At 49.3% G+C, this 18,817-nt stretch carries 19 protein-coding genes; all 19 read right to left on the reverse strand.

What is annotated here, in order from left to right; all coding sequences use genetic code 11:
• Nucleotides 1–8 precede the first annotated feature (8 nt).
• Nucleotides 9–377: a 50S ribosomal protein L14 gene (gene rplN, locus MRJ96_02845; GenBank protein ID MDR4500380.1), complete on the reverse strand. Its 369-nt coding sequence runs from the start codon at nucleotides 375–377 to the stop codon at nucleotides 9–11.
• A 33-nt stretch (nucleotides 378–410) separates the two neighbouring features.
• Nucleotides 411–680 carry a 30S ribosomal protein S17 gene (gene rpsQ / locus MRJ96_02850; protein MDR4500381.1) on the reverse strand — a complete coding sequence of 90 codons (270 nt, stop codon included), beginning with the start codon at nucleotides 678–680 and terminating at the stop codon, nucleotides 411–413.
• 29 nt (nucleotides 681–709) lie between these two features.
• Nucleotides 710–916: a 50S ribosomal protein L29 gene (gene rpmC / locus MRJ96_02855; GenBank protein MDR4500382.1), complete on the reverse strand. Its 207-nt coding sequence runs from the start codon at nucleotides 914–916 to the stop codon at nucleotides 710–712.
• Between the two features lie 22 nt (nucleotides 917–938).
• Complete coding sequence (gene rplP / locus MRJ96_02860) at nucleotides 939–1,358, reverse strand: 50S ribosomal protein L16 (protein MDR4500383.1); 420 nt, start codon at nucleotides 1,356–1,358, stop codon at nucleotides 939–941.
• Nucleotides 1,359–1,409: 51 nt separating this feature from the next.
• Nucleotides 1,410–2,075, reverse strand: a complete 666-nt coding sequence (gene rpsC, locus MRJ96_02865; GenBank protein MDR4500384.1) for a 30S ribosomal protein S3 — start codon at nucleotides 2,073–2,075, stop codon at nucleotides 1,410–1,412.
• A gap of 52 nt (nucleotides 2,076–2,127) precedes the next feature.
• Nucleotides 2,128–2,466, reverse strand: a complete 339-nt coding sequence (gene rplV / locus MRJ96_02870; protein MDR4500385.1) for a 50S ribosomal protein L22 — start codon at nucleotides 2,464–2,466, stop codon at nucleotides 2,128–2,130.
• A 59-nt stretch (nucleotides 2,467–2,525) separates the two neighbouring features.
• On the reverse strand, nucleotides 2,526–2,813 hold the full coding sequence (rpsS, locus tag MRJ96_02875) for a 30S ribosomal protein S19 (protein MDR4500386.1): 288 nt from the start codon (nucleotides 2,811–2,813) through the stop codon (nucleotides 2,526–2,528).
• 8 nt (nucleotides 2,814–2,821) lie between these two features.
• Nucleotides 2,822–3,664: a 50S ribosomal protein L2 gene (gene rplB / locus MRJ96_02880; GenBank protein MDR4500387.1), complete on the reverse strand. Its 843-nt coding sequence runs from the start codon at nucleotides 3,662–3,664 to the stop codon at nucleotides 2,822–2,824.
• A gap of 47 nt (nucleotides 3,665–3,711) precedes the next feature.
• On the reverse strand, nucleotides 3,712–4,005 hold the full coding sequence (locus tag MRJ96_02885; protein ID MDR4500388.1) for a 50S ribosomal protein L23: 294 nt from the start codon (nucleotides 4,003–4,005) through the stop codon (nucleotides 3,712–3,714).
• Nucleotides 4,002–4,625, reverse strand: coding sequence for a 50S ribosomal protein L4 (rplD, locus tag MRJ96_02890; protein ID MDR4500389.1), 624 nt, complete (start codon nucleotides 4,623–4,625; stop codon nucleotides 4,002–4,004). Before rplD ends, MRJ96_02885 begins: the two co-directional genes overlap by 4 nt.
• 7 nt (nucleotides 4,626–4,632) lie before the next feature.
• A complete protein-coding gene (gene rplC, locus MRJ96_02895; GenBank protein MDR4500390.1) occupies nucleotides 4,633–5,247 on the reverse strand; it encodes a 50S ribosomal protein L3 in 615 nt (204 codons plus the stop codon).
• Nucleotides 5,248–5,324: 77 nt separating this feature from the next.
• On the reverse strand, nucleotides 5,325–5,636 hold the full coding sequence (gene rpsJ, locus MRJ96_02900; GenBank protein MDR4500391.1) for a 30S ribosomal protein S10: 312 nt from the start codon (nucleotides 5,634–5,636) through the stop codon (nucleotides 5,325–5,327).
• Between the two features lie 29 nt (nucleotides 5,637–5,665).
• Nucleotides 5,666–6,871 carry an elongation factor Tu gene (gene tuf / locus MRJ96_02905; GenBank protein MDR4500392.1) on the reverse strand — a complete coding sequence of 402 codons (1,206 nt, stop codon included), beginning with the start codon at nucleotides 6,869–6,871 and terminating at the stop codon, nucleotides 5,666–5,668.
• Nucleotides 6,872–6,962: 91 nt separating this feature from the next.
• Nucleotides 6,963–9,044: an elongation factor G gene (gene fusA, locus MRJ96_02910; GenBank protein MDR4500393.1), complete on the reverse strand. Its 2,082-nt coding sequence runs from the start codon at nucleotides 9,042–9,044 to the stop codon at nucleotides 6,963–6,965.
• Nucleotides 9,045–9,156: 112 nt separating this feature from the next.
• A complete protein-coding gene (gene rpsG / locus MRJ96_02915) occupies nucleotides 9,157–9,627 on the reverse strand; it encodes a 30S ribosomal protein S7 (protein MDR4500394.1) in 471 nt (156 codons plus the stop codon).
• A 60-nt stretch (nucleotides 9,628–9,687) separates the two neighbouring features.
• Nucleotides 9,688–10,059 (reverse strand): 30S ribosomal protein S12, encoded by a 372-nt coding sequence (rpsL, locus tag MRJ96_02920; GenBank protein MDR4500395.1) that lies wholly within the window; start codon nucleotides 10,057–10,059, stop codon nucleotides 9,688–9,690.
• Between the two features lie 127 nt (nucleotides 10,060–10,186).
• On the reverse strand, nucleotides 10,187–14,341 hold the full coding sequence (rpoC, locus tag MRJ96_02925; protein ID MDR4500396.1) for a DNA-directed RNA polymerase subunit beta': 4,155 nt from the start codon (nucleotides 14,339–14,341) through the stop codon (nucleotides 10,187–10,189).
• A gap of 50 nt (nucleotides 14,342–14,391) precedes the next feature.
• Nucleotides 14,392–18,357 carry a DNA-directed RNA polymerase subunit beta gene (gene rpoB / locus MRJ96_02930; protein MDR4500397.1) on the reverse strand — a complete coding sequence of 1,322 codons (3,966 nt, stop codon included), beginning with the start codon at nucleotides 18,355–18,357 and terminating at the stop codon, nucleotides 14,392–14,394.
• Nucleotides 18,358–18,415: 58 nt separating this feature from the next.
• On the reverse strand, nucleotides 18,416–18,817 hold the full coding sequence (gene rplL / locus MRJ96_02935) for a 50S ribosomal protein L7/L12 (protein MDR4500398.1): 402 nt from the start codon (nucleotides 18,815–18,817) through the stop codon (nucleotides 18,416–18,418).

Raw genomic sequence — 18,817 nt, forward strand, 5'->3', positions numbered from 1 at the left:
CAATAACCCTAGATCACTTCCGGAGCTAAAGAAATAATTTTCATATATTTTTTGGTCCTAAGCTCCCGTGCAACTGGACCAAAGATACGCGTTCCAATAGGATCACCTTGGGCATTGACTAATACACATGCATTACGATCAAACTTGATATGAGAACCGTCTACCCTACGACGGCCCTTTTTTGTTCTCACGATCACGGCCTTAACGACATCACCCTTTTTTACCGAGGCCTTAGGGATAGCCTCTCTCACAGACACAACGATTAAATCTCCCAATGACCCGTACCGACGCTTTGTACCACCAAGCACATGAAAACACCTGACGCTTTTAGCCCCAGAATTATCGGCAACATCTAGATACGTATAGTTTTGAATCATAAGTAAATCCCAATAGGCAAACTACAGTATTGCTTAAGCTTCTCCAGCCTTTTGAAGAATCTCCTCCACTCTCCAATGCTTATCCTTACTTAACGGCCTAGAGGGAGTTAATCGAACGCGATCTCCGACTTGACAGCGGTTCTGCTCATCATGTGCCATGAGCTTGGTCACTCGCCTAACAATCTTGCCGTAAAGAGGGTGAGCCACCTGCCTCGTAACAGCGACGACGACGGTCTTGGCCATCTTGTTACTGACTACTTTTCCGTAAAAATATCTGGGCTTCTTTCTTATCGCAGTTGTCATAATAATTTTAGCCTACCTTAGACATACCCTTAAGATTCATTCGGGCGTTGCCCATCCAGAGCACGCTGACGCAAGACTGTCTTAACTCGAGCTACATCATGCCTGGTCTGCCTGATACGCATAGGATTTTCAATTCTTCCCATCGCCAACTGGCAACGAAAGTGGAACAGCTCTTCCTTCAAACGCTTGACATGTTCGAGCAATTCCGATTCTTCTAAATCCTTTAATTCCGTCATATTCACGAGAGGGCACTCCCATTTATAAATTGATTTCCCCACGCACAACAAATTTGGTTGCAATTGGAAGCTTATGCCCGGCCAACCGCAGCGCTTCCTCCGCGACAGGCCTATCCACATCATCCATCTCATAGAGGATACGTCCAGGCTTCACTACGGCCACCCAGAACTCCGGGTTGCCCTTACCTTTTCCCATCCTGACTTCGGCAGGTTTTTTTGTAATTGGCTTGTCAGGAAAGACTCGTGTCCAAATACGACCACCCCTCTTTACATGACGCGTCATGGCGATTCGAGCAGCTTCGAGTTGCCTGGCTGTGATACGACCAGGCTCCAACGCCTTTAAGCCAAATTGCCCCAGGGTGATATTGCCTCCCTTATAGGCCTTGCCACGCATTCGACCCTTTTGAACCTTGCGAAACTTAATTCGTTTCGGTGCTAACATTCCCTAGTTCCTTATACCCGCATCCAGTGTTCGACATATTGCTCACACGGCTTAAAGAAAGCCAAGAGTGGCATCAGATTTTTCAACTGATGGGATAGAGGCGTCTCCTTTGAATATCCAAGCCTTCACCCCTATTTGCCCCATAGCCGTCTTAGCTTCTGCAAAACCATATTCCACATCGGCTCTGAGTGTATGAAGTGGAACACGCCCCTCTCGATACCATTCCGTTCTCGCAATTTCGTTCCCACCTAATCGTCCAGCGCAATACACACGCACCCCTAATGCTCCAAGCCGCAATGCCGAAGCCACGCTACGTTTCAATGCGCGACGGAACGAAACTCTCTTTTCAAGTTGCGTGGCGATATTCTCGGCAACCAGCTGAGCATCTAGCTCTGGCTTCTTAATCTCTTTAACAGTGACGTAGACTTCGTTTCCATACTGTTGTTCGAGAGAAGCTTTGAGCTTGTCAACCTCCGCACCTTTTCGACCGATAATAATGCCAGGCCGAGCCGTATGAATAATCACTTTAACTTGATTGCCAGATCGTTCAATTTCTACACGTGATATCCCGGCATGATACAAACGCTTTTTCACAAGACTACGAATCGCTAAATCCTGATGCAAAAGCTTTGTGAAATCCTTCTTCGCATACCAACGAGAATTCCACGTCCGCGTATACCCGAGTCGAAATCCAAATGGGTGGGTTTTTTGACCCATCTTTACCTCTCAACCTCTATTTCCAACATGAACATGAATATAAATCCAGATATTATGATACGGGACCTACAACCACTGTGATATGGCTGGTTCGTTTCACGATAGGGTTGGCCCTCCCCATGGAACGAGCCCGAAACCGCTTGAACACGGGACCACCATCAACATAGGCCCGAATGATCTTCAAAGTATCTGGATCACCTAATTCTTTTTGACCGGCATTCGCAACCGCCGACTGCAACACCTGCTCAACGACCCGCGCCGCTGACCTGGGTGTATACCTCAATAACGTCAGAGCTTCTTGAGCTTGACGACCACGCACCATGTCGACAACTTCCCTTGCCTTCCTTGGAGTAATTCTCACATGACGCAATAACGCACGAGCTTCAGCCATAACTCCAACCCCAAATGATCAATTCAATAAATATTAAACAGGGAACACCAATACCTTGACTATTTTAAGGCCATGCCCTTTTCCGTCTTTGCTGCACCATGTCCTTTAAAAAATCTCGTAGGGGAAAATTCACCCAATTTATGCCCAACCATATTCTCAGTAACGTACACCGGAATAAACTTTTTACCATTGTGGACACCAAAGGTATGTCCGATCATTTCCGGCACGATGGTCGAGCGACGAGACCACGTCTTAATAAGTTTGGTCTCTCTTGAATCATTCATTCTCTCAACCTTCTCCATGAGATGCGCGTCCACAAATGGACCTTTCCGGACAGATCTTGGCATTTAATTCCTCACGAACCTTTTTTAGACTTTCTGCGAGAGATGATAAACTTAGATGATGGGTTCTTTCGTTTTCGAGTTTTATAGCCCTTCGTTGGGGTACCCCAAGGGGAGACTGGATGAGGATTACCCTGACCCGCCTTCCCTTCCCCACCACCATGAGGATGGTCAACCGGATTCATCACCACACCTCGAACATGTGGACGCTTCCCCTTCCACCGAGAACGCCCAGCTTTTCCTATCGTAATATTTCCATGATCACTATTCCCAACTTGACCAACTGTCGCCATGCACGCCCCTAATATCCTACGCATTTCCCCTGATACTAATCGGACCTGAACATAGGCACCATCACGACCCATAACCTGAGCGAAGGTCCCAGCACTTCTGACCAATTGAGCACCCTTGCCCGGACGCATTTCTATGTTGTGAACGATGGAGCCTAGCGGCATGGACCTCAAAGGCAGGGCGTTTCCAACTCTCACATCAGAATCGACTCCAGCTCTAACACGAGCACCAACGACAAGTCCATCAGGGGCCAAAATGTACCGCTTTTCACCATCCTGATAATGCAACAGTGCTATCCTTGCTGATCGATTTGGATCATACTCTATAGCGGCAACCGTCGCCTCAATCCCGACCTTATCCCTCTTAAAATCTACCTTTCGGTACAAACGTTTATGTCCACCGCCTCGGAATCGAGAAGTCACTCGTCCGCGATTATTCCGACCACCGGACTTCGACAGCTTTTCAGTGAGCTTTTTGTCAGGCCGCTTCGCGCTTAGCCCCTCACTCGTCAGGGACGACATACCACGGCGGCCAGGTGATGTTGGCTTATATTCTTTTATTGACATGATAATGACTCAAGACTAATCCAGGAACCGTAATATTAACCTTAGCGCTAAGCACTCTCGTACAATTCGACTTTTTCACCATCTTTTAACGTAACGATAGCCTTTTTCCAATCAGGTCGTTTCCCTACAAATCGTCCTTGCCGTTTCGGTTTACCCTTCACATTCATGACATTAACAGACTCAACTTTGACTTTTAAGACAGACTGAACGGCATTTCCTATATCAATCCTGGAAGCCCGACGATCAACAATAAATGAAACACAATTTTTCTGATCCCGAATATTGGTGATCTTCTCTGTCAGAAGAGGGCGGATTAAAATATCATGATGATTCAATTTCACGACCAATACTCCTGAATATTTTCAAGCTCAGCCTGGAGAATGACCAACGTCTGACAACGAAGAATATCGTAGACATTCAAATGCTCGACTCTCGCCAATTTAACATTGGGAATATTTCGAGCAACTCGCTCGAGACCGTCAAATCCATCACCTGCCACGACTAGCAAGTTACCTGAAAAACCAAAATCTGATAAAAGCTTCGCGAAATGACGCGTCTTTTGCTCAGGCATCGAGAGATCCTCAATAAGGACCACATCACCCGAATGCGCCTTTGCACTTAATGCCGACCTGAGAGCCGAACGATACATTTTTTTCGGTAAGCGAAACTCATAACTTCTTGGCTTTGGACCAAACACAATACCACCATGACGCCAGATAGGTGAGCGAACGGATCCCGCTCGTGCTCGCCCGGTATGCTTTTGCTTCCAAGGCTTTCTCCCAGAGCCCTTCACCTCACCACGACCAAGAGTAGAAGATGTCCCCTGTCGTCGAGAAGCTCGCTGCATCACCACCGCGCTATGAAGAAGAGAACGATCGACTTCAACTCCAAAGACCTTCTCGCTCAAATCGACATTTCCCCTCGGATTTCCTGAAATATCTCTAATTTGCGCTGTTGGCATGATCCTACTATGCGTCCTTTTTCGACTTGGTGATCTCTAGCAACGATCCTATACTGCCCGGAACTGAACCTGAAACAAACAGCAAGTTTTCCTCAGGCCTCACTTCAATAACCTTCAACCCCTGAATCGTTATGTTCTTGTTACCCATTTGACCTGGCAAAGCCTTATTTTTCCACACTCGCGAGGGAAATGAACTATTACCAATAGACCCAGGAGCTCGATGAAACATTGAACCATGCGATGCGGGACCACCCGCATAATTGTGGCGCTTGATGACTCCCTGAAAACCCTTTCCCTTGGACACACCTCGAACCACGACTCCATCTCCCAAAGAAAACATCTCAACAGTCAACATGTCACCAACTTTACATGATCCCTCAGACGAAAATTCACGTAAATATCGCCAAAAACGTGAACCCTTCGAACGAAAATGACCCGCAAGAGGCTTGGAAATTTTCTTTTCGGCAATTTCCTCAAAACCAACTTGAACAGCATCATACCCGTCTCGATCACGCGTTTTAACCTGAGCCACACCACACGGACCAGCCTCAATGACCGTGACCGGAATTAAACGGCGATGCGAATCATACACTTGAATCATTCCTAATTTTTTGCCCAGCATTCCCGAACTCATAGAATGTCCAAATCTCTTCTACAGATGATTAACCCGATCACACAAGAAAAAACGAACAGCCACAATCACAACTTTATCTCGACATCCACCCCAGCAGCTAGATTCAGCTTCATCAACGCATCCATCGTCTCAGGCGTTGGCTCCATAATATCCAAGAGACGCTTGTGCGTTCTTACCTCAAATTGCTCACGAGATTTTTTATCACAATGAGTAGAGCGCTGAATGGTGAATTTTTCAATGCGTGTCGGCAAAGGGACAGGACCGGCTATTCTAGCACCACTTCGCATGACCGTGTCCACAATTTCACGAACAGATTGATCCAAAATGCGGTAATCAAAACCCTTTAACCGTATCCGTATCCTTCGATCCCCATTCACCGTATACACTCTCCTATTTCTTCCTAACTTTACGCCAAAATTTCCGTGACTACGCCAGCCCCCACCGTACGGCCCCCTTCTCGCACCGCAAACCGTAAGCCCTGCTCCATCGCGATCGGCGCGATCAATTCCCCCGTAAACGAGACATTATCCCCCGGCATCACCATCTCCACCCCGGGCTCCAACTCCACAATCCCCGTCACATCCGTCGTCCGGAAATAAAACTGCGGCCGATACCCCTTGAAAAACGGCGTATGCCGCCCCCCTTCTTCCTTCGTCAACACATACACTTCGGCCTTGAACTTCGTATGCGGTGTGATACTCTTGGGCTTCGCCAACACCATCCCCCGCTCCACCTCTTCCTTCTTCGTCCCCCGCAGCAAGGCCCCGATGTTATCCCCCGCCTGCCCTTCGTCCAACACCTTCCGGAACATCTCCACACCCGTCACCACCGTCGTCTGCGTCGGCTTTAACCCCACAATCTCAATCTCATCGCCCACCTTCACTTGCCCACGCTCCACGCGCCCCGTCACCACCGTCCCGCGCCCACTGATCGTAAACACATCTTCTATCGGCATCAAAAACGGCTTATCAATCGCCCGCTCCGGCGTCGGCACATAACTATCGATCGCCTCCAGCAACTTCATGATCGACGGCACCCCAATCTCACTTTGATCCCCCTCGATTGCCTTAATCGCCGAGCCCGTCACAATCGGCACGTCATCCCCGGGAAATCCATACTTACTCAACAACTCCCGCACTTCCAGCTCCACCAACTCCAACAACTCTTTATCCTCAACCTTATCCGCTTTATTCAAAAACACCACAATATACGGAACCCCTACCTGCCGCGCCAGTAGAATATGCTCCCGCGTTTGCGGCATCGGCCCATCCGCCGCCGATACGACCAAGATGGCTCCATCCATCTGCGCCGCCCCCGTGATCATGTTCTTGACATAGTCCGCATGCCCCGGACAGTCCACGTGCGCATAATGACGGTTCGGCGACTCATACTCCACATGCGAAATGGCAATCGTCAAAATCTTCGTCGGATCGCGCCGCCCCTGCGACTCACTCGCCTTCGCCACATCGTCATAGGCGACATACTGCGCCATCCCCTGATCCCCCATCACCTTCGTCAACGCCGAGGTCAGCGTCGTCTTCCCATGGTCCACGTGCCCCACGGTTCCCACATTCAAATGCGGCTTCTTCCGCTCAAATTTCGCCTTCCCCATGCCCCGCCTCCTTCATCAGTTCTTAGACATCAAGCCATTATTCACAAATCAAATAGGCCATCATGCCAGACGCCAAAAATCGGATAGAACCTTATTCGCCTCGCTGCTTCTTTATGATCTGTTGCGCCAACTGCTTTGGCACAGCTTCATACTCTTCAAATTCCATACTGTACGTTGCACGCCCTTGAGTTTTTGACCTCAAGTCCGTCGCATACCCAAACATCTCACTAAGAGGAACCGCCGCGTCAACGGCTTGCGACGAAGCGCGCGCCTTTATACCATGAACCTTCCCTCGACGACTATTCAAATCTCCGATCACATCCCCCATAAAGTCCTGAGGAACCAAAACCTCAACCTTCATGATCGGCTCCAAAAGAGTCGGATCTGCCTTCTGACAAGCACTTTCAAATGCCATAGAAGCCGCGATCTTAAATGCCATTTCGTTAGAATCTACATCATGATAAGATCCATCAAAAAGCGTGACCCTTAAATCCCTCATCGGATATCCCGCCAAAACCCCAGTCTCCAAACGCTCCTTCACACCCTTTTCAACCGCCGGAATATACTCCCTGGGTATAACCCCACCCACTATCTTATTGACAAACTCAAGCCCAACACCCGCCTCACCAGGCTCAACTCTCAAAAAAACATGTCCATACTGCCCTCGCCCGCCAGTCTGCTTGACATATTTCCCTTCAGCTTCAGCAATTCCCCTGATCGTCTCACGGTAGGCAACCTCCGGCTTTCCAACATTTGCCTGAACCTTGAATTCCCTGAGAAGACGATCCACGATAATCTCCAAATGAAGCTCTCCCATACCAGAGATGAGCGTTTGCCCCGTCTCTTCATCTGTCTTCACATGGAACGAAGGATCTTCCTGAGCGAGCTTCCCAAGGGAAAACCCAAGCCTTTCCAAGTCCTGCTTTGTCTTTGGCTCCACAGCCAAAGAGATAACAGGCTCAGGGAATTTGATCACCTCCAACAATATCTGATGTTTTTCATCACATAAGGTATCACCAGTCCGTGACTCCTTTAGCCCCACTGCCGCAGCGATATCACCGGCATACACATCGTCAATATCCTCGCGTTTATTGGCATGCATTTTCAAAAGCCGACCAACCCGCTCCTTCTTGCCCTGAGTCACGTTATAAATATACGAACCAGTCGACAACTTCCCCGAGTACACCCGGAAATAGGTCAGCTGCCCAGCGAACGGATCACTCATAATTTTGAAAGCTAGAGCCGAGAATGGCTCAGCAATATCAGCACGCCTTGTGATTTCATGACCATCACCAGGATCCACCCCAACCACGGGGGGCAAATCCACCGGAGAAGGAAGAAAATCCACGACTGCATCAAGAAGAGGCTGAACCCCCTTATTTTTGAACGCAGAACCACAGAATACCGGAGTCAGTTTTAGGCTTAGCGTGCCGGCCCTTATCGCACGCTTTATCTCTTCACTCGTCAACTCCTCTCCGTTCAAATACCGCTCCATAACAGAGTCGTCATACTCCGCAACAGCATCAATCATTTTCTCACGATACTCTTGGGCTATACCCAATGAATCAGATGGAATATCCTCTACCGTATAAGCAGCCCCAAGACTCTCGTCATCATAGACGTACGCCTTCATTTCTATTAAGTCGAAGACCCCTCGCAAGGCCTCTTCCTTGCCATACGGAAGCTGAATCGGAATAGGATTCGCGCCAAGACGGTCCACCATGGAACGAATGCCCGCAAAGTAGTCAGCCCCCACACGATCCATCTTATTCATAAACGCAATTCTTGGAACTCGATACTTATCAGCTTGACGCCAAACAGTCTCCGACTGAGGCTCAACACCCTGAACCGAATCAAACACCGCCACCGCGCCATCCAACACCCGAAGAGAGCGCTCCACCTCAATCGTAAAATCAACATGACCCGGAGTATCAATGATATTAATCCGATAATCTCCCCAAAAACAGGTCGTCGCCGCCGATGTAATCGTAATACCCCGCTCACGCTCCTGCTCCATCCAATCCATCTGAGCAGCACCCTCATGAACCTCACCAATTCGATGAGACACGCCGGTATAGAACAGCACTCGCTCAGTCGTCGTCGTTTTTCCAGCATCAATATGAGCCATGATGCCAATATTTCTCGTCCGACTTAATGGGAGATCAGCACTCACATATCCCTCACAACAATACAAAGCCGCAGGACTATAAACGCCTACCAACCTAAGCAGCCAAACACCAAGGACCCGCCCACTCAGGACAGGCACACCTGCAGCACATCAACACTCACCAACGATAGTGAGCAAAGGCTCGATTCGCCTCAGCCATACGGTGAACTTCGTCGCGCTTCTTCACAGAAGCCCCAGCATTATTCGCAGCATCCAACAATTCACCCGCCAATTTCTCCTGCATACTCCGACCAGCGCGCGCCTTCGCACTTTGAGAAATCCAACGCAACGCCAAAGCAATTTGTCGAACCGAGCGAATCTCAACCGGAACCTGATAGGAAGCCCCACCAACCCTGCGAGACTTAACCTCCACAACGGGCTTCACATTACCAAGTGCCGCATGAAATACTTTCAGCGGATCATTTCCCGTCTTCTCTTGAACCAAATCAAAGGCGCCATAACACACCCGCTCTACGGTGCTCCGCTTCCCATCCTTCATTAAAATGCTTAAAAACTTTCCCACCACCGGGTCGTTAAACCGAGGGTCATATGAAACTTTTTTACGAAGAACAATCGGCCGTCTTGGCATAACTACAACACTTTCAGGTTGAAAGAAGAAAAAGTAAATGAGAACAGGACTACATCAGCCCTACTTTGGCTTCTTAGCCCCGTACTTGGAACGCCCCTGCCTTCGGTTGGCAACCCCTACGGCATCTAAGGCTCCGCGAACCATATGATAACGTACGCCAGGCAAGTCCTTGACACGTCCACCACGGATCAACACGATCGAGTGCTCCTGGAGATTGTGCCCCATACCTGGAATGTAGGTCGTCACCTCTACACCGGTAGTCAGTCGCACCCTTGCGACCTTACGCAAGGCAGAGTTTGGCTTTTTAGGCGTTGTCGTATACACCCTCAGACACACACCGCGTCTTTGGGGACAACGATTTAAGGCAGGACTTTTACTCTTGACTTGAGCGCTTTTTCGACCAACACGGACTAATTGGTTAACGGTAGGCATTTATGGGCCCCTACATCATTCCTATTGATTGACATTGATAAATTTCGCGCAAAACCAGCGGATTATATAGACCAACTTCTATGCTGTCAAGCTACGAAATCAACTTTTTCTTATTGCTTCAATTAAATTAGTTTGACGACACAACCTCAACAGAATTCGAGCTCCCTTCCCCGTTTTCTAGCAATTCTGGTTCAGACTTTGGCCCAGGGACATAGGTTTCCCGATACTCGGTGTACCCTGTTCCAGCTGGGATAAGGCGTCCCACGATCACATTTTCCTTAAGACCCCTCAAATCATCGACACGCCCATTTATCGCGGCTTCCGTCAGAACTCTTGTGGTTTCCTGGAATGAAGCCCCGGATATAAAGCTGTCCGTGCTCAATGAGGCCTTGGTAATACCGAGCAGAACCGGCTTTCCAATGGCTGGCGACCCACCTTCCGCCAACACACGCTCATTTTCATCCTCAAAGTCAAAGCGATTCACCTGCGTCCCTGGTAAAAACGTCGTATCGCCAGCTTCCTCGATACGAATCTTTCTCAACATCTGGCGGGTAATGACCTCTATGTGCTTGTCATTAATCACCACCCCCTGCAGTCGATACACTTCTTGCACTTCATTGACCAGGAATTTTTGTAACTCTCTGGGACCTAACACCGCCAAGATATCATGAGGATTCGCAGAGCCATCCATAAGAGGCTCGCCGGCACGAACCCAGTCTCCTTCATGGACGTTGACGTGCCGCCCACGTGGGATCGAATACTCCTTGATATCGCCGATTTTATTATCGACGGTGACCTTTCTCATTCCTTTCACGAATCCACCAAACGACACCTCTCCGTCAATCTCACTCACCACGGCTTGCTCTTTTGGCTTTCTCGCTTCGAACAATTCCGCGACTCTTGGCAATCCGCCCGTAATATCCTTTGTCTTCGTCGTCTCTCTTGGGATCTTCGCCAATACATCTCCAGGGTGAACAATGCTACCCTTTTCAACAAAAATATGCGCGCCGACGGGCATCAAATACCGAGCTTGCGCGCCCGAGCTTAACTTGGCTGTTTTTCCGCTATCATCTTTAATCGAGAGCCTCGGACGAAGGTTTGTCCCTGCCTGCTCAATGACAACTTTTCTTGAAAGCCCGGTCACTTCGTCAACTTCCTCTTTCATCGTGACGCCTTCAGAGATATCCCCAAAAGCGATTTTCCCCCCAACTTCGGTCAAAATCGTGAGAGAGTAAGGATCCCACTCCACGATTTTCTCACCGACTTCAACCTTCCCTCCATCTTTCACTTTTATTTTCGCGCCGTAGACGACTGGGTACTTTTCCCGCTCACGCCCACTCTCGTCATACACTGCAACTTTTGCGTTTCGACTCATAACCACCCAATCACCCCGTTGAGTCTTCACAGCCATTGCTGGATTGTGAAAGTCAGCGTTCTTTTTGGCATCAAAACTCAGATACTTAATTTCTCCGCCGTGCTTCACATCCAAGACGGTCTGCTCGACAACCTTACTGGCTGTACCACCGATATGGAAGGTTCTCATCGTTAACTGCGTCCCAGGCTCTCCGATTGATTGCGCAGCAATCACTCCGACAGGCTCTCCCTTTTCGACAAGTCGCCCTTTGGCCAGGTCACGTCCATAACACATGGCACAGACCCCCCATCGCGCCTGACAAGTCAACACGGACCGAATCCGAACCTGATCGATTCCTGCCTCCACCACCGCGCGTACCCGAACCTCATCGAGCTCTTCATTGGCGTTCACGATCACTTCTTGCGTGACAGGATCATGGACATCTTCTGCAACAAGCCGACCCAAAATACGTTCCTCAAGAGGTTGAATCACCTCCCCACCCTCAACTAGCGCCGTCACAATGATACCGTCGTTGGTCATGCAATCAATTCCGCTGACGATCACGTCTTGAGCAATATCAACCAGTCGACGCGTGAGATACCCTGAGTTAGCTGTCTTTAACGCCGTATCGGCCAACCCCTTCCGCGCACCGTGTGTTGAGATGAAATACTGAAGAACGGTCAATCCCTCCCTAAAGTTTGCGGTGATAGGCGTTTCAATGATTTCGCCGGATGGCTTTGCCATTAAGCCCCGCATTCCACCAAGCTGCCTGATCTGCTGAGAACTCCCACGAGCTCCGGAGTCTGCCATCATATAGATGGGATTCAACGAACCCGTCTCCCCTTTTCCACCATCAGCACTAATCTCATTCATCATCTCATTGGCCACTTGCTCACTCACATGCGCCCAAATATCGATGACCTTATTGTAACGTTCACCATTCGTGATCAGTCCTTCGCTATACTGTTGCTGCACATCATGCACTTCGACCTCGGCCTTTTTGATGAGCGCTTCTTTCTTGGTCGGGATATGCATGTTGTCGATGCAAATGGAAACCCCGGCCTTGGTCGCATACGAAAAACCGACATCTTTGAGCCTATCGAGCATCACAACAACTTCATGAAGACCGGCCTGTCGATAGACAGCATCGATAAGTTTGGTCATTTCCTTCTTGGTCATGAGCTGATTAACATTCGAGAATGGAATATTAGAAGGAAGAATTTCAGACAGCAGTACACGCCCGACTGTTGTCTCTATCAATTCACCCCCTATCCGAACCTTAATGCTCGCCTGCTCTTCAACTTCTCCCGCATCATAGGCAATTCGCACTTCTTCTGTAGATGAAAAAATGCCCCCCTCCCCTTTCGACCCCTTTGATTCCTTGGTCAACCAATAGCAGCCCAACACCATGTCCTGAGAGGGAATGGCCAGAGGCCTGCCGTTTGCCGGAGAGAGAACATTATTGATGGACATCATCAACACTCGCGCCTCAATTTGCGCCTCGATGGAAAGCGGCACATGTACAGCCATTTGATCACCGTCAAAGTCAGCATTAAATGCCGCACAAACGAGTGGATGGAGCCGTATCGCTTTCCCTTCAACCAGCACGGGATCAAACGCCTGAATGCCCAAGCGATGGAGGGTAGGCGCGCGATTGAGCATGACAGGATGCTCACGAATCACTTCATCCAATACGTCCCAGACTTCCGGGCGCTCCTTTTCCACCAGCCGCTTCGCGCTTTTGATCGTGGTCGCAGCGCCGCGCTCTTCGAGTTTGTGAAAGATGAATGGCTTAAAAAGTTCCAGGGCCATTTTTTTGGGGATTCCACATTGATTTAAGCGAAGCTCAGGCCCAACCACGATCACCGAACGGCCTGAATAGTCCACCCGTTTTCCCAAAAGATTTTGCCGAAACCGTCCCTGCTTACCCTTTAACATATCGCTCAACGACTTTAACGGTCGCTTATTGGCGCCTCGAATCACTCGCCCCCGCCGGCCATTGTCAAACAGCGCATCTACAGCCTCTTGCAACATTCGCATTTCATTCCGAATGATCACGCCGGGAGCCTTCAGCTCCACCAATCGCTTGAGACGGTTATTTCGATTAATAACCCGTCGGTACAGATCATTCAGATCCGACGTGGCGAATCGTCCCCCATCCAAGGGAACCAAGGGGCGAAGCTCTGGCGGCAACACTGGAATAGCATCCATGATCATCCACTCTGGATTATTGCCAGATTTATAGAAGGCTTCGATCACCTTGAGTCGTTTCGTTAACTTTTTATTGACAGCTGAAGACACCGACCCCTTCATTTTGGTATCGCGCTCATTCCACAGCGCTTCAACGTCAACTTTGCGCAACAATTCTCGGATGGCTTCGGCACCAATACCAACCTTGAATGACTGATGCCCATACTCATCAAGGCACTCGCGGTATTTCTCTTCCGTCAAGAGCTCGTTCTCCTTGAGAGGCGTATTGCCGGGATCAAGCACCACATAAGCCTCAAAGTAGAGAATTTTCTCCAATTGTTTGAGACTCATATCCAACAAAATACCGATTCGACTTGGCACACCTTTGAGAAACCAAATATGGGCTACCGGCGCGGCCAATTCGATATGCCCCATCCGTTCTCGACGAACCTTGGATTGAATGACTTCGACGCCACACTTATCGCACACAATACCCCGATGCTTCATCCTCTTATATTTTCCGCAATTGCACTCCCAGTCTTTCGTGGGACCGAATATTTTCGCGCAGAACAGACCGTCACGTTCTGGCTTGAAAGAACGGTAGTTGATGGTTTCCGGTTTTTTCACCTCACCATAGGACCAGGACCGGATTTTTTCCGGCGACGCAATTCGGATTCGCATCGCGTCAAAAGACACGGCGTCACGCGGTTTTTCAAATAGGGAATAGATGCTTTCCAAGGAATTTCCCTCCGGTTAAAAGGATAACAGCTGATAGCATTGGACCCGAATCAATCGGCCGACTTGATGAGCTCAACATCAAGCCCTAAACTTTGAAGTTCTTTTACTAAAACGTTGAACGATTCGGGAAGACCAGGCTCCAGGAAATTTTCACCTTTGACGATCGCTTCATACATGCGAGACCGACCAGGCACATCATCAGACTTTACGGTTAAAAATTCCTGAAGAGTTGAGGCCGCACCATAGGCCTGAAGGGCCCACACTTCCATTTCACCGAGTCGCTGACCTCCAAATTGAGCCTTTCCTCCCAAGGGTTGTTGCGTCACCAAAGAATAGGGACCAATCGATCGAGCATGAATTTTATCGTCAACTAAATGATGCAGCTTCAGCATATAGACGTACCCTACTGTCACAGGGCTTTTAAACGGCTCACCAAACCGCCCATCGTAGACGACGGATTGACCGCTTTCAGGGAGATTCGCCTTACGAAGAACCTCTTTAATTTCGTTCTCCGAGGCACCGTCAAATACCGGGCTCTCCATGTGCATCCCTAACGCCTTGGCTGCCCACCCGAGATGAGTTTCGAGAATCTGACCGACGTTCATACGGGAAGGAACACCGAGAGGGTTCAAGACGATTTCAATCGGAGTACCATCCGGCAGATAGGGCATGTCTTCCTCTGGAAGAATTCTCGAGACGACACCTTTATTCCCATGACGTCCAGCCATTTTATCGCCAACGGCAATTTTTCGTTTGATGGCGAGATATACCTTGACCAACTTGATGACCCCGGGCGGGAGCTCATCTCCCCTTCTCAATCTTCCCACTTTCTCATCATACATGGTCTGAAGAATTTCAATCTGATCTTTTGCCGCACGCTCGATTTCTTCAAGCTTCTTCTGTTCCTCTCCATCTCCCAGAATGACTCGACGCGCGTCATCATTTGAGAGTTTCCTTAAGACTTCTGACGTAATTCGCCCTTTTTTCTTGAGGATAACCTCTCCACTATCAGGATCCATAAGATCCCGGCCAACAAACTGCCCAAGAAGAAGTTTTCGGATTTTTTTGTTCCGCTCTTCTTCAATAATGCGCAGTTCGTCTTGGTAGTTTCTTTCGATCTTGACCCGATCGTCCGACTCAATGGTCTTAGACCGATCGTCCTTATCGACACCTTTACGCGAGAAGATTTTGACATCCACGACGATCCCCTCGATGCCTGGCGGCACCTGAAGAGATGTGTCCTTGACATCCCCAGCCTTTTCGCCAAAAATCGCGCGTAGCAATTTTTCTTCAGGGGTCAACTGCGTTTCGCCTTTCGGCGTGACCTTTCCTACCAGAATGTCTCCGGCCTTGACCTCAGCCCCAATGCGAACAATCCCGCTCTCATCAAGATTCTTGAGCGCCTCTTCTCCTAAATTGGGAATATCCCTCGTAATCTCTTCTTTGCCCAGCTTTGTATCGCGAGCTTCCACTTCGAACTCTTCGATATGGATGGACGTAAAGGTGTCATCCTTGACGAGCTTCTCGCTCAATAAAATGGCGTCCTCAAAGTTGTATCCTCCCCACGGCATAAATGCCACCAAGACATTCTTACCTAGAGCCAATTCCCCTCGATCCATCGCAGGCCCGTCAACAAGCACCTGCCCCTTTTTCACAGGCTGACCAACGCGAACGATCGGAGTTTGAGTGATACAGGTATTCTGGTTCGTTCTCTGAAATTTAATGAGGTCAAACGTTTCCAACATTCGGCTGTTGGCCTTTTTCCCGTCCTCCTTCTTTTTCAGATCAGACCTCACGACGATTCGCCTGGCATCAACACTTTCGACAACACCATCGCTACCTGCACGTTCCAGATAGCCAGAATCCCGAGCCACAATGGCTTCCATCCCGGTCCCAACTAACGGAGCTTCACACTGAATGAGCGGAACGGCTTGTCGTTGCATGTTTGAACCCATGAGGGCACGATTGGCGTCATCATGCTCCAAAAATGGAACAAGCGCGGTAGCGACACTCACGACCTGCTTAGGGGATACATCAAGGTAGTCAACCTCTTCGGGTGTCGTAATGACAAATTCTCCACCTGCACGCGCGGTGATCGTATCGGACACAAAATTTCCGGACTCATCGACCTGCGTGTTGGCCTGAGCAATGACGAATTTTTCGCCCTCGAGCGGGGACAGGAATTCAACTTCCTCGACTAAACGCCCTTTACGCACCTTCCGAAACGGCGCTTCTATGAACCCAAATTGATTAATTCTCGCATAGGTGGCTAGCGATGTAATCAAGCCGATGTTTGGCCCTTCAGGCGTTTCAATAGGACAAATTCGACTATAATGCGAAGGGTGCACGTCGCGAACCTCGAATCCAGCGCGTTCACGAGTCAATCCCCCTGGCCCCAATGCCGACAGTCGGCGCTTGTGCGTGATTTCGGCCAGCGGATTTGTCTGATCCATGAATTGAGAGAGTTGGCTTCCGGCGAAAAACTCTTTAATCGCCGCGACAATGGGCTTGGCATTGATTAAATCGTGAGGCAGCACCGTCTCCATATCCAAAAGGTTCATCCGCTCCTTGATGCTCCGCTCCATTCGCGCAAGTCCTAAACGAATCTGGTTCTCCAAGAGCTCCCCAACCGAACGAACCCGCCGATTACCTAAATGGTCGATGTCATCGACCTCTCCCTTCCCGGACTTTAGCTCGACCAAGCACCGAACGACCTCGACAAGATCCTGAGAAGTTAAGGTCCGTTGATCCAGTGATAAATCTAGTCCAAACCGTTTATTCATCTTCAAACGGCCGACCGGAGACAAGTCGTACCGCTTAGGGTTAGAAAAAAGGTTTTCAAAGAGCAATTTTGCCGACTCAACAGATGGCATTTCCCCGGGACGAAGCCTCTTATAAATCTCTACCCACGCTTCCTCCCGCGAATTGGTACGCTCTGCTTCCAAGGTGTCCAAAATCACAGGGCTGGCGAGACCACCCAAATAAATGACTTTAAAAGACAGAGAGTCGTTTTCAATAATTTTCTCAAGAATTTGGACCGTTAAGCGTTGATTCTTCTCAAGGATTACTTCTTCGGAAGCAGGATCTACAATTTCAGTCAAGACCGCACGCCCCACAAGATCATCCGGCTTAACGGGGATTTCTTTGACTCCTGCCGTTCGCATGCGGGCCAGAATGGCCTTCGTCAGCCGCATCCCTTCTTTCACGATCGGTTCTTTTCCGCCTGATTCGAATATATCGATCGGAGCCCGTAGCCCAGCATGCAATTCAGGATCAAGCTTTCTGACCAATCCCCCTTCACTGACTCGAATCTCCTCGACTGGGTAATACATTTTCAAGAGGTCGTCCGCCGAATAGCCAAACGCCTTCAACAAAATCGTCGCAGGCATCTTTCGTCGACGGTCAATCCGTACGTATAAAATGTCACGAGCATCAAACTCAAAATCCAACCATGAGCCTCGATAGGGAATAATTCTTCCAGAGTAGAGCACCTTGCCACTGGCATGCGTTCGCCCCTTGTCATGACTAAAGGAAGCGCCAGGCGATCGATGAAGCTGACTAACGGCAACCCGCTCGGTCCCATTGACGATGAATGTCCCTCGGTCAGTCATCAACGGTAATTCTCCGACATAGACTTCCTGTTCCCTTACATCCAATACACGATTCTTGACGGCTTTATCCTGACTATCAAAGACCACCAAACGCACTCGTAACTTGAGCGGCGCAGCCAAAGTCATGCCCTGTTCGAGACATTCCCGAACGTCGTATTTTGGCGTCCCTAAGGCATAATTAGAAAATTCCAAAAGAGCAGAATTATTATAGTCCCCGATAGGGAAAACACTCTTAAGAGCGGCATGCAGACCTTTATCTTCACGCTTTTCAGGAGGCGTGCCGGCTTGCAAAAATTCATCGTACGACCGCCTTTGAACTTCCACGAGATCTGGAATTTCAATGGTTAAGGGTATCTTTGAAAAACTTTTCCGCTCAATAATCCCTTGATTAACGGATTGGGCCATTCGGTGCTCCTTTAATGAATAAACATGTCAACGCCACCCAAAGCAAAGCCCCTTGCACCTACTTGACTTCGACAGTCGCACCAACCTCTTGGAGCTTCTTTTGAAATCCTTCCGCTTCTTCCTTTGAAACGCCTTCCTTCACCGGCTTAGGAGCAGCCTCGACAAGATCCTTAGCTTCTTTCAGCCCAAGTCCCGTGATTTCACGAACCACCTTAATAACTTGAATCTTCTTGTCAGCTGGCGCACTACCAAGGACAACATCAAAGGAGGTCTTCTCCTCAGCCGGAGCCGCCGCCGCTCCAGCGGCCGCAGGAGCGGCCATAACACCAACCGGCGCTGCCGCCGTGACGCCAAACTTTTCTTCAAGCGCCTTAACCAACTCTGATAGCTCCAAGACACTCATGCTGGAGACTCCGTTAATGATATCTTCCTTGGACAACTTTGCTTCTGTAGCAGACAT

This window comes from Nitrospirales bacterium, assembly GCA_031315865.1.
Classification (GTDB): domain Bacteria; phylum Nitrospirota; class Nitrospiria; order Nitrospirales; family UBA8639; genus JAGQKC01.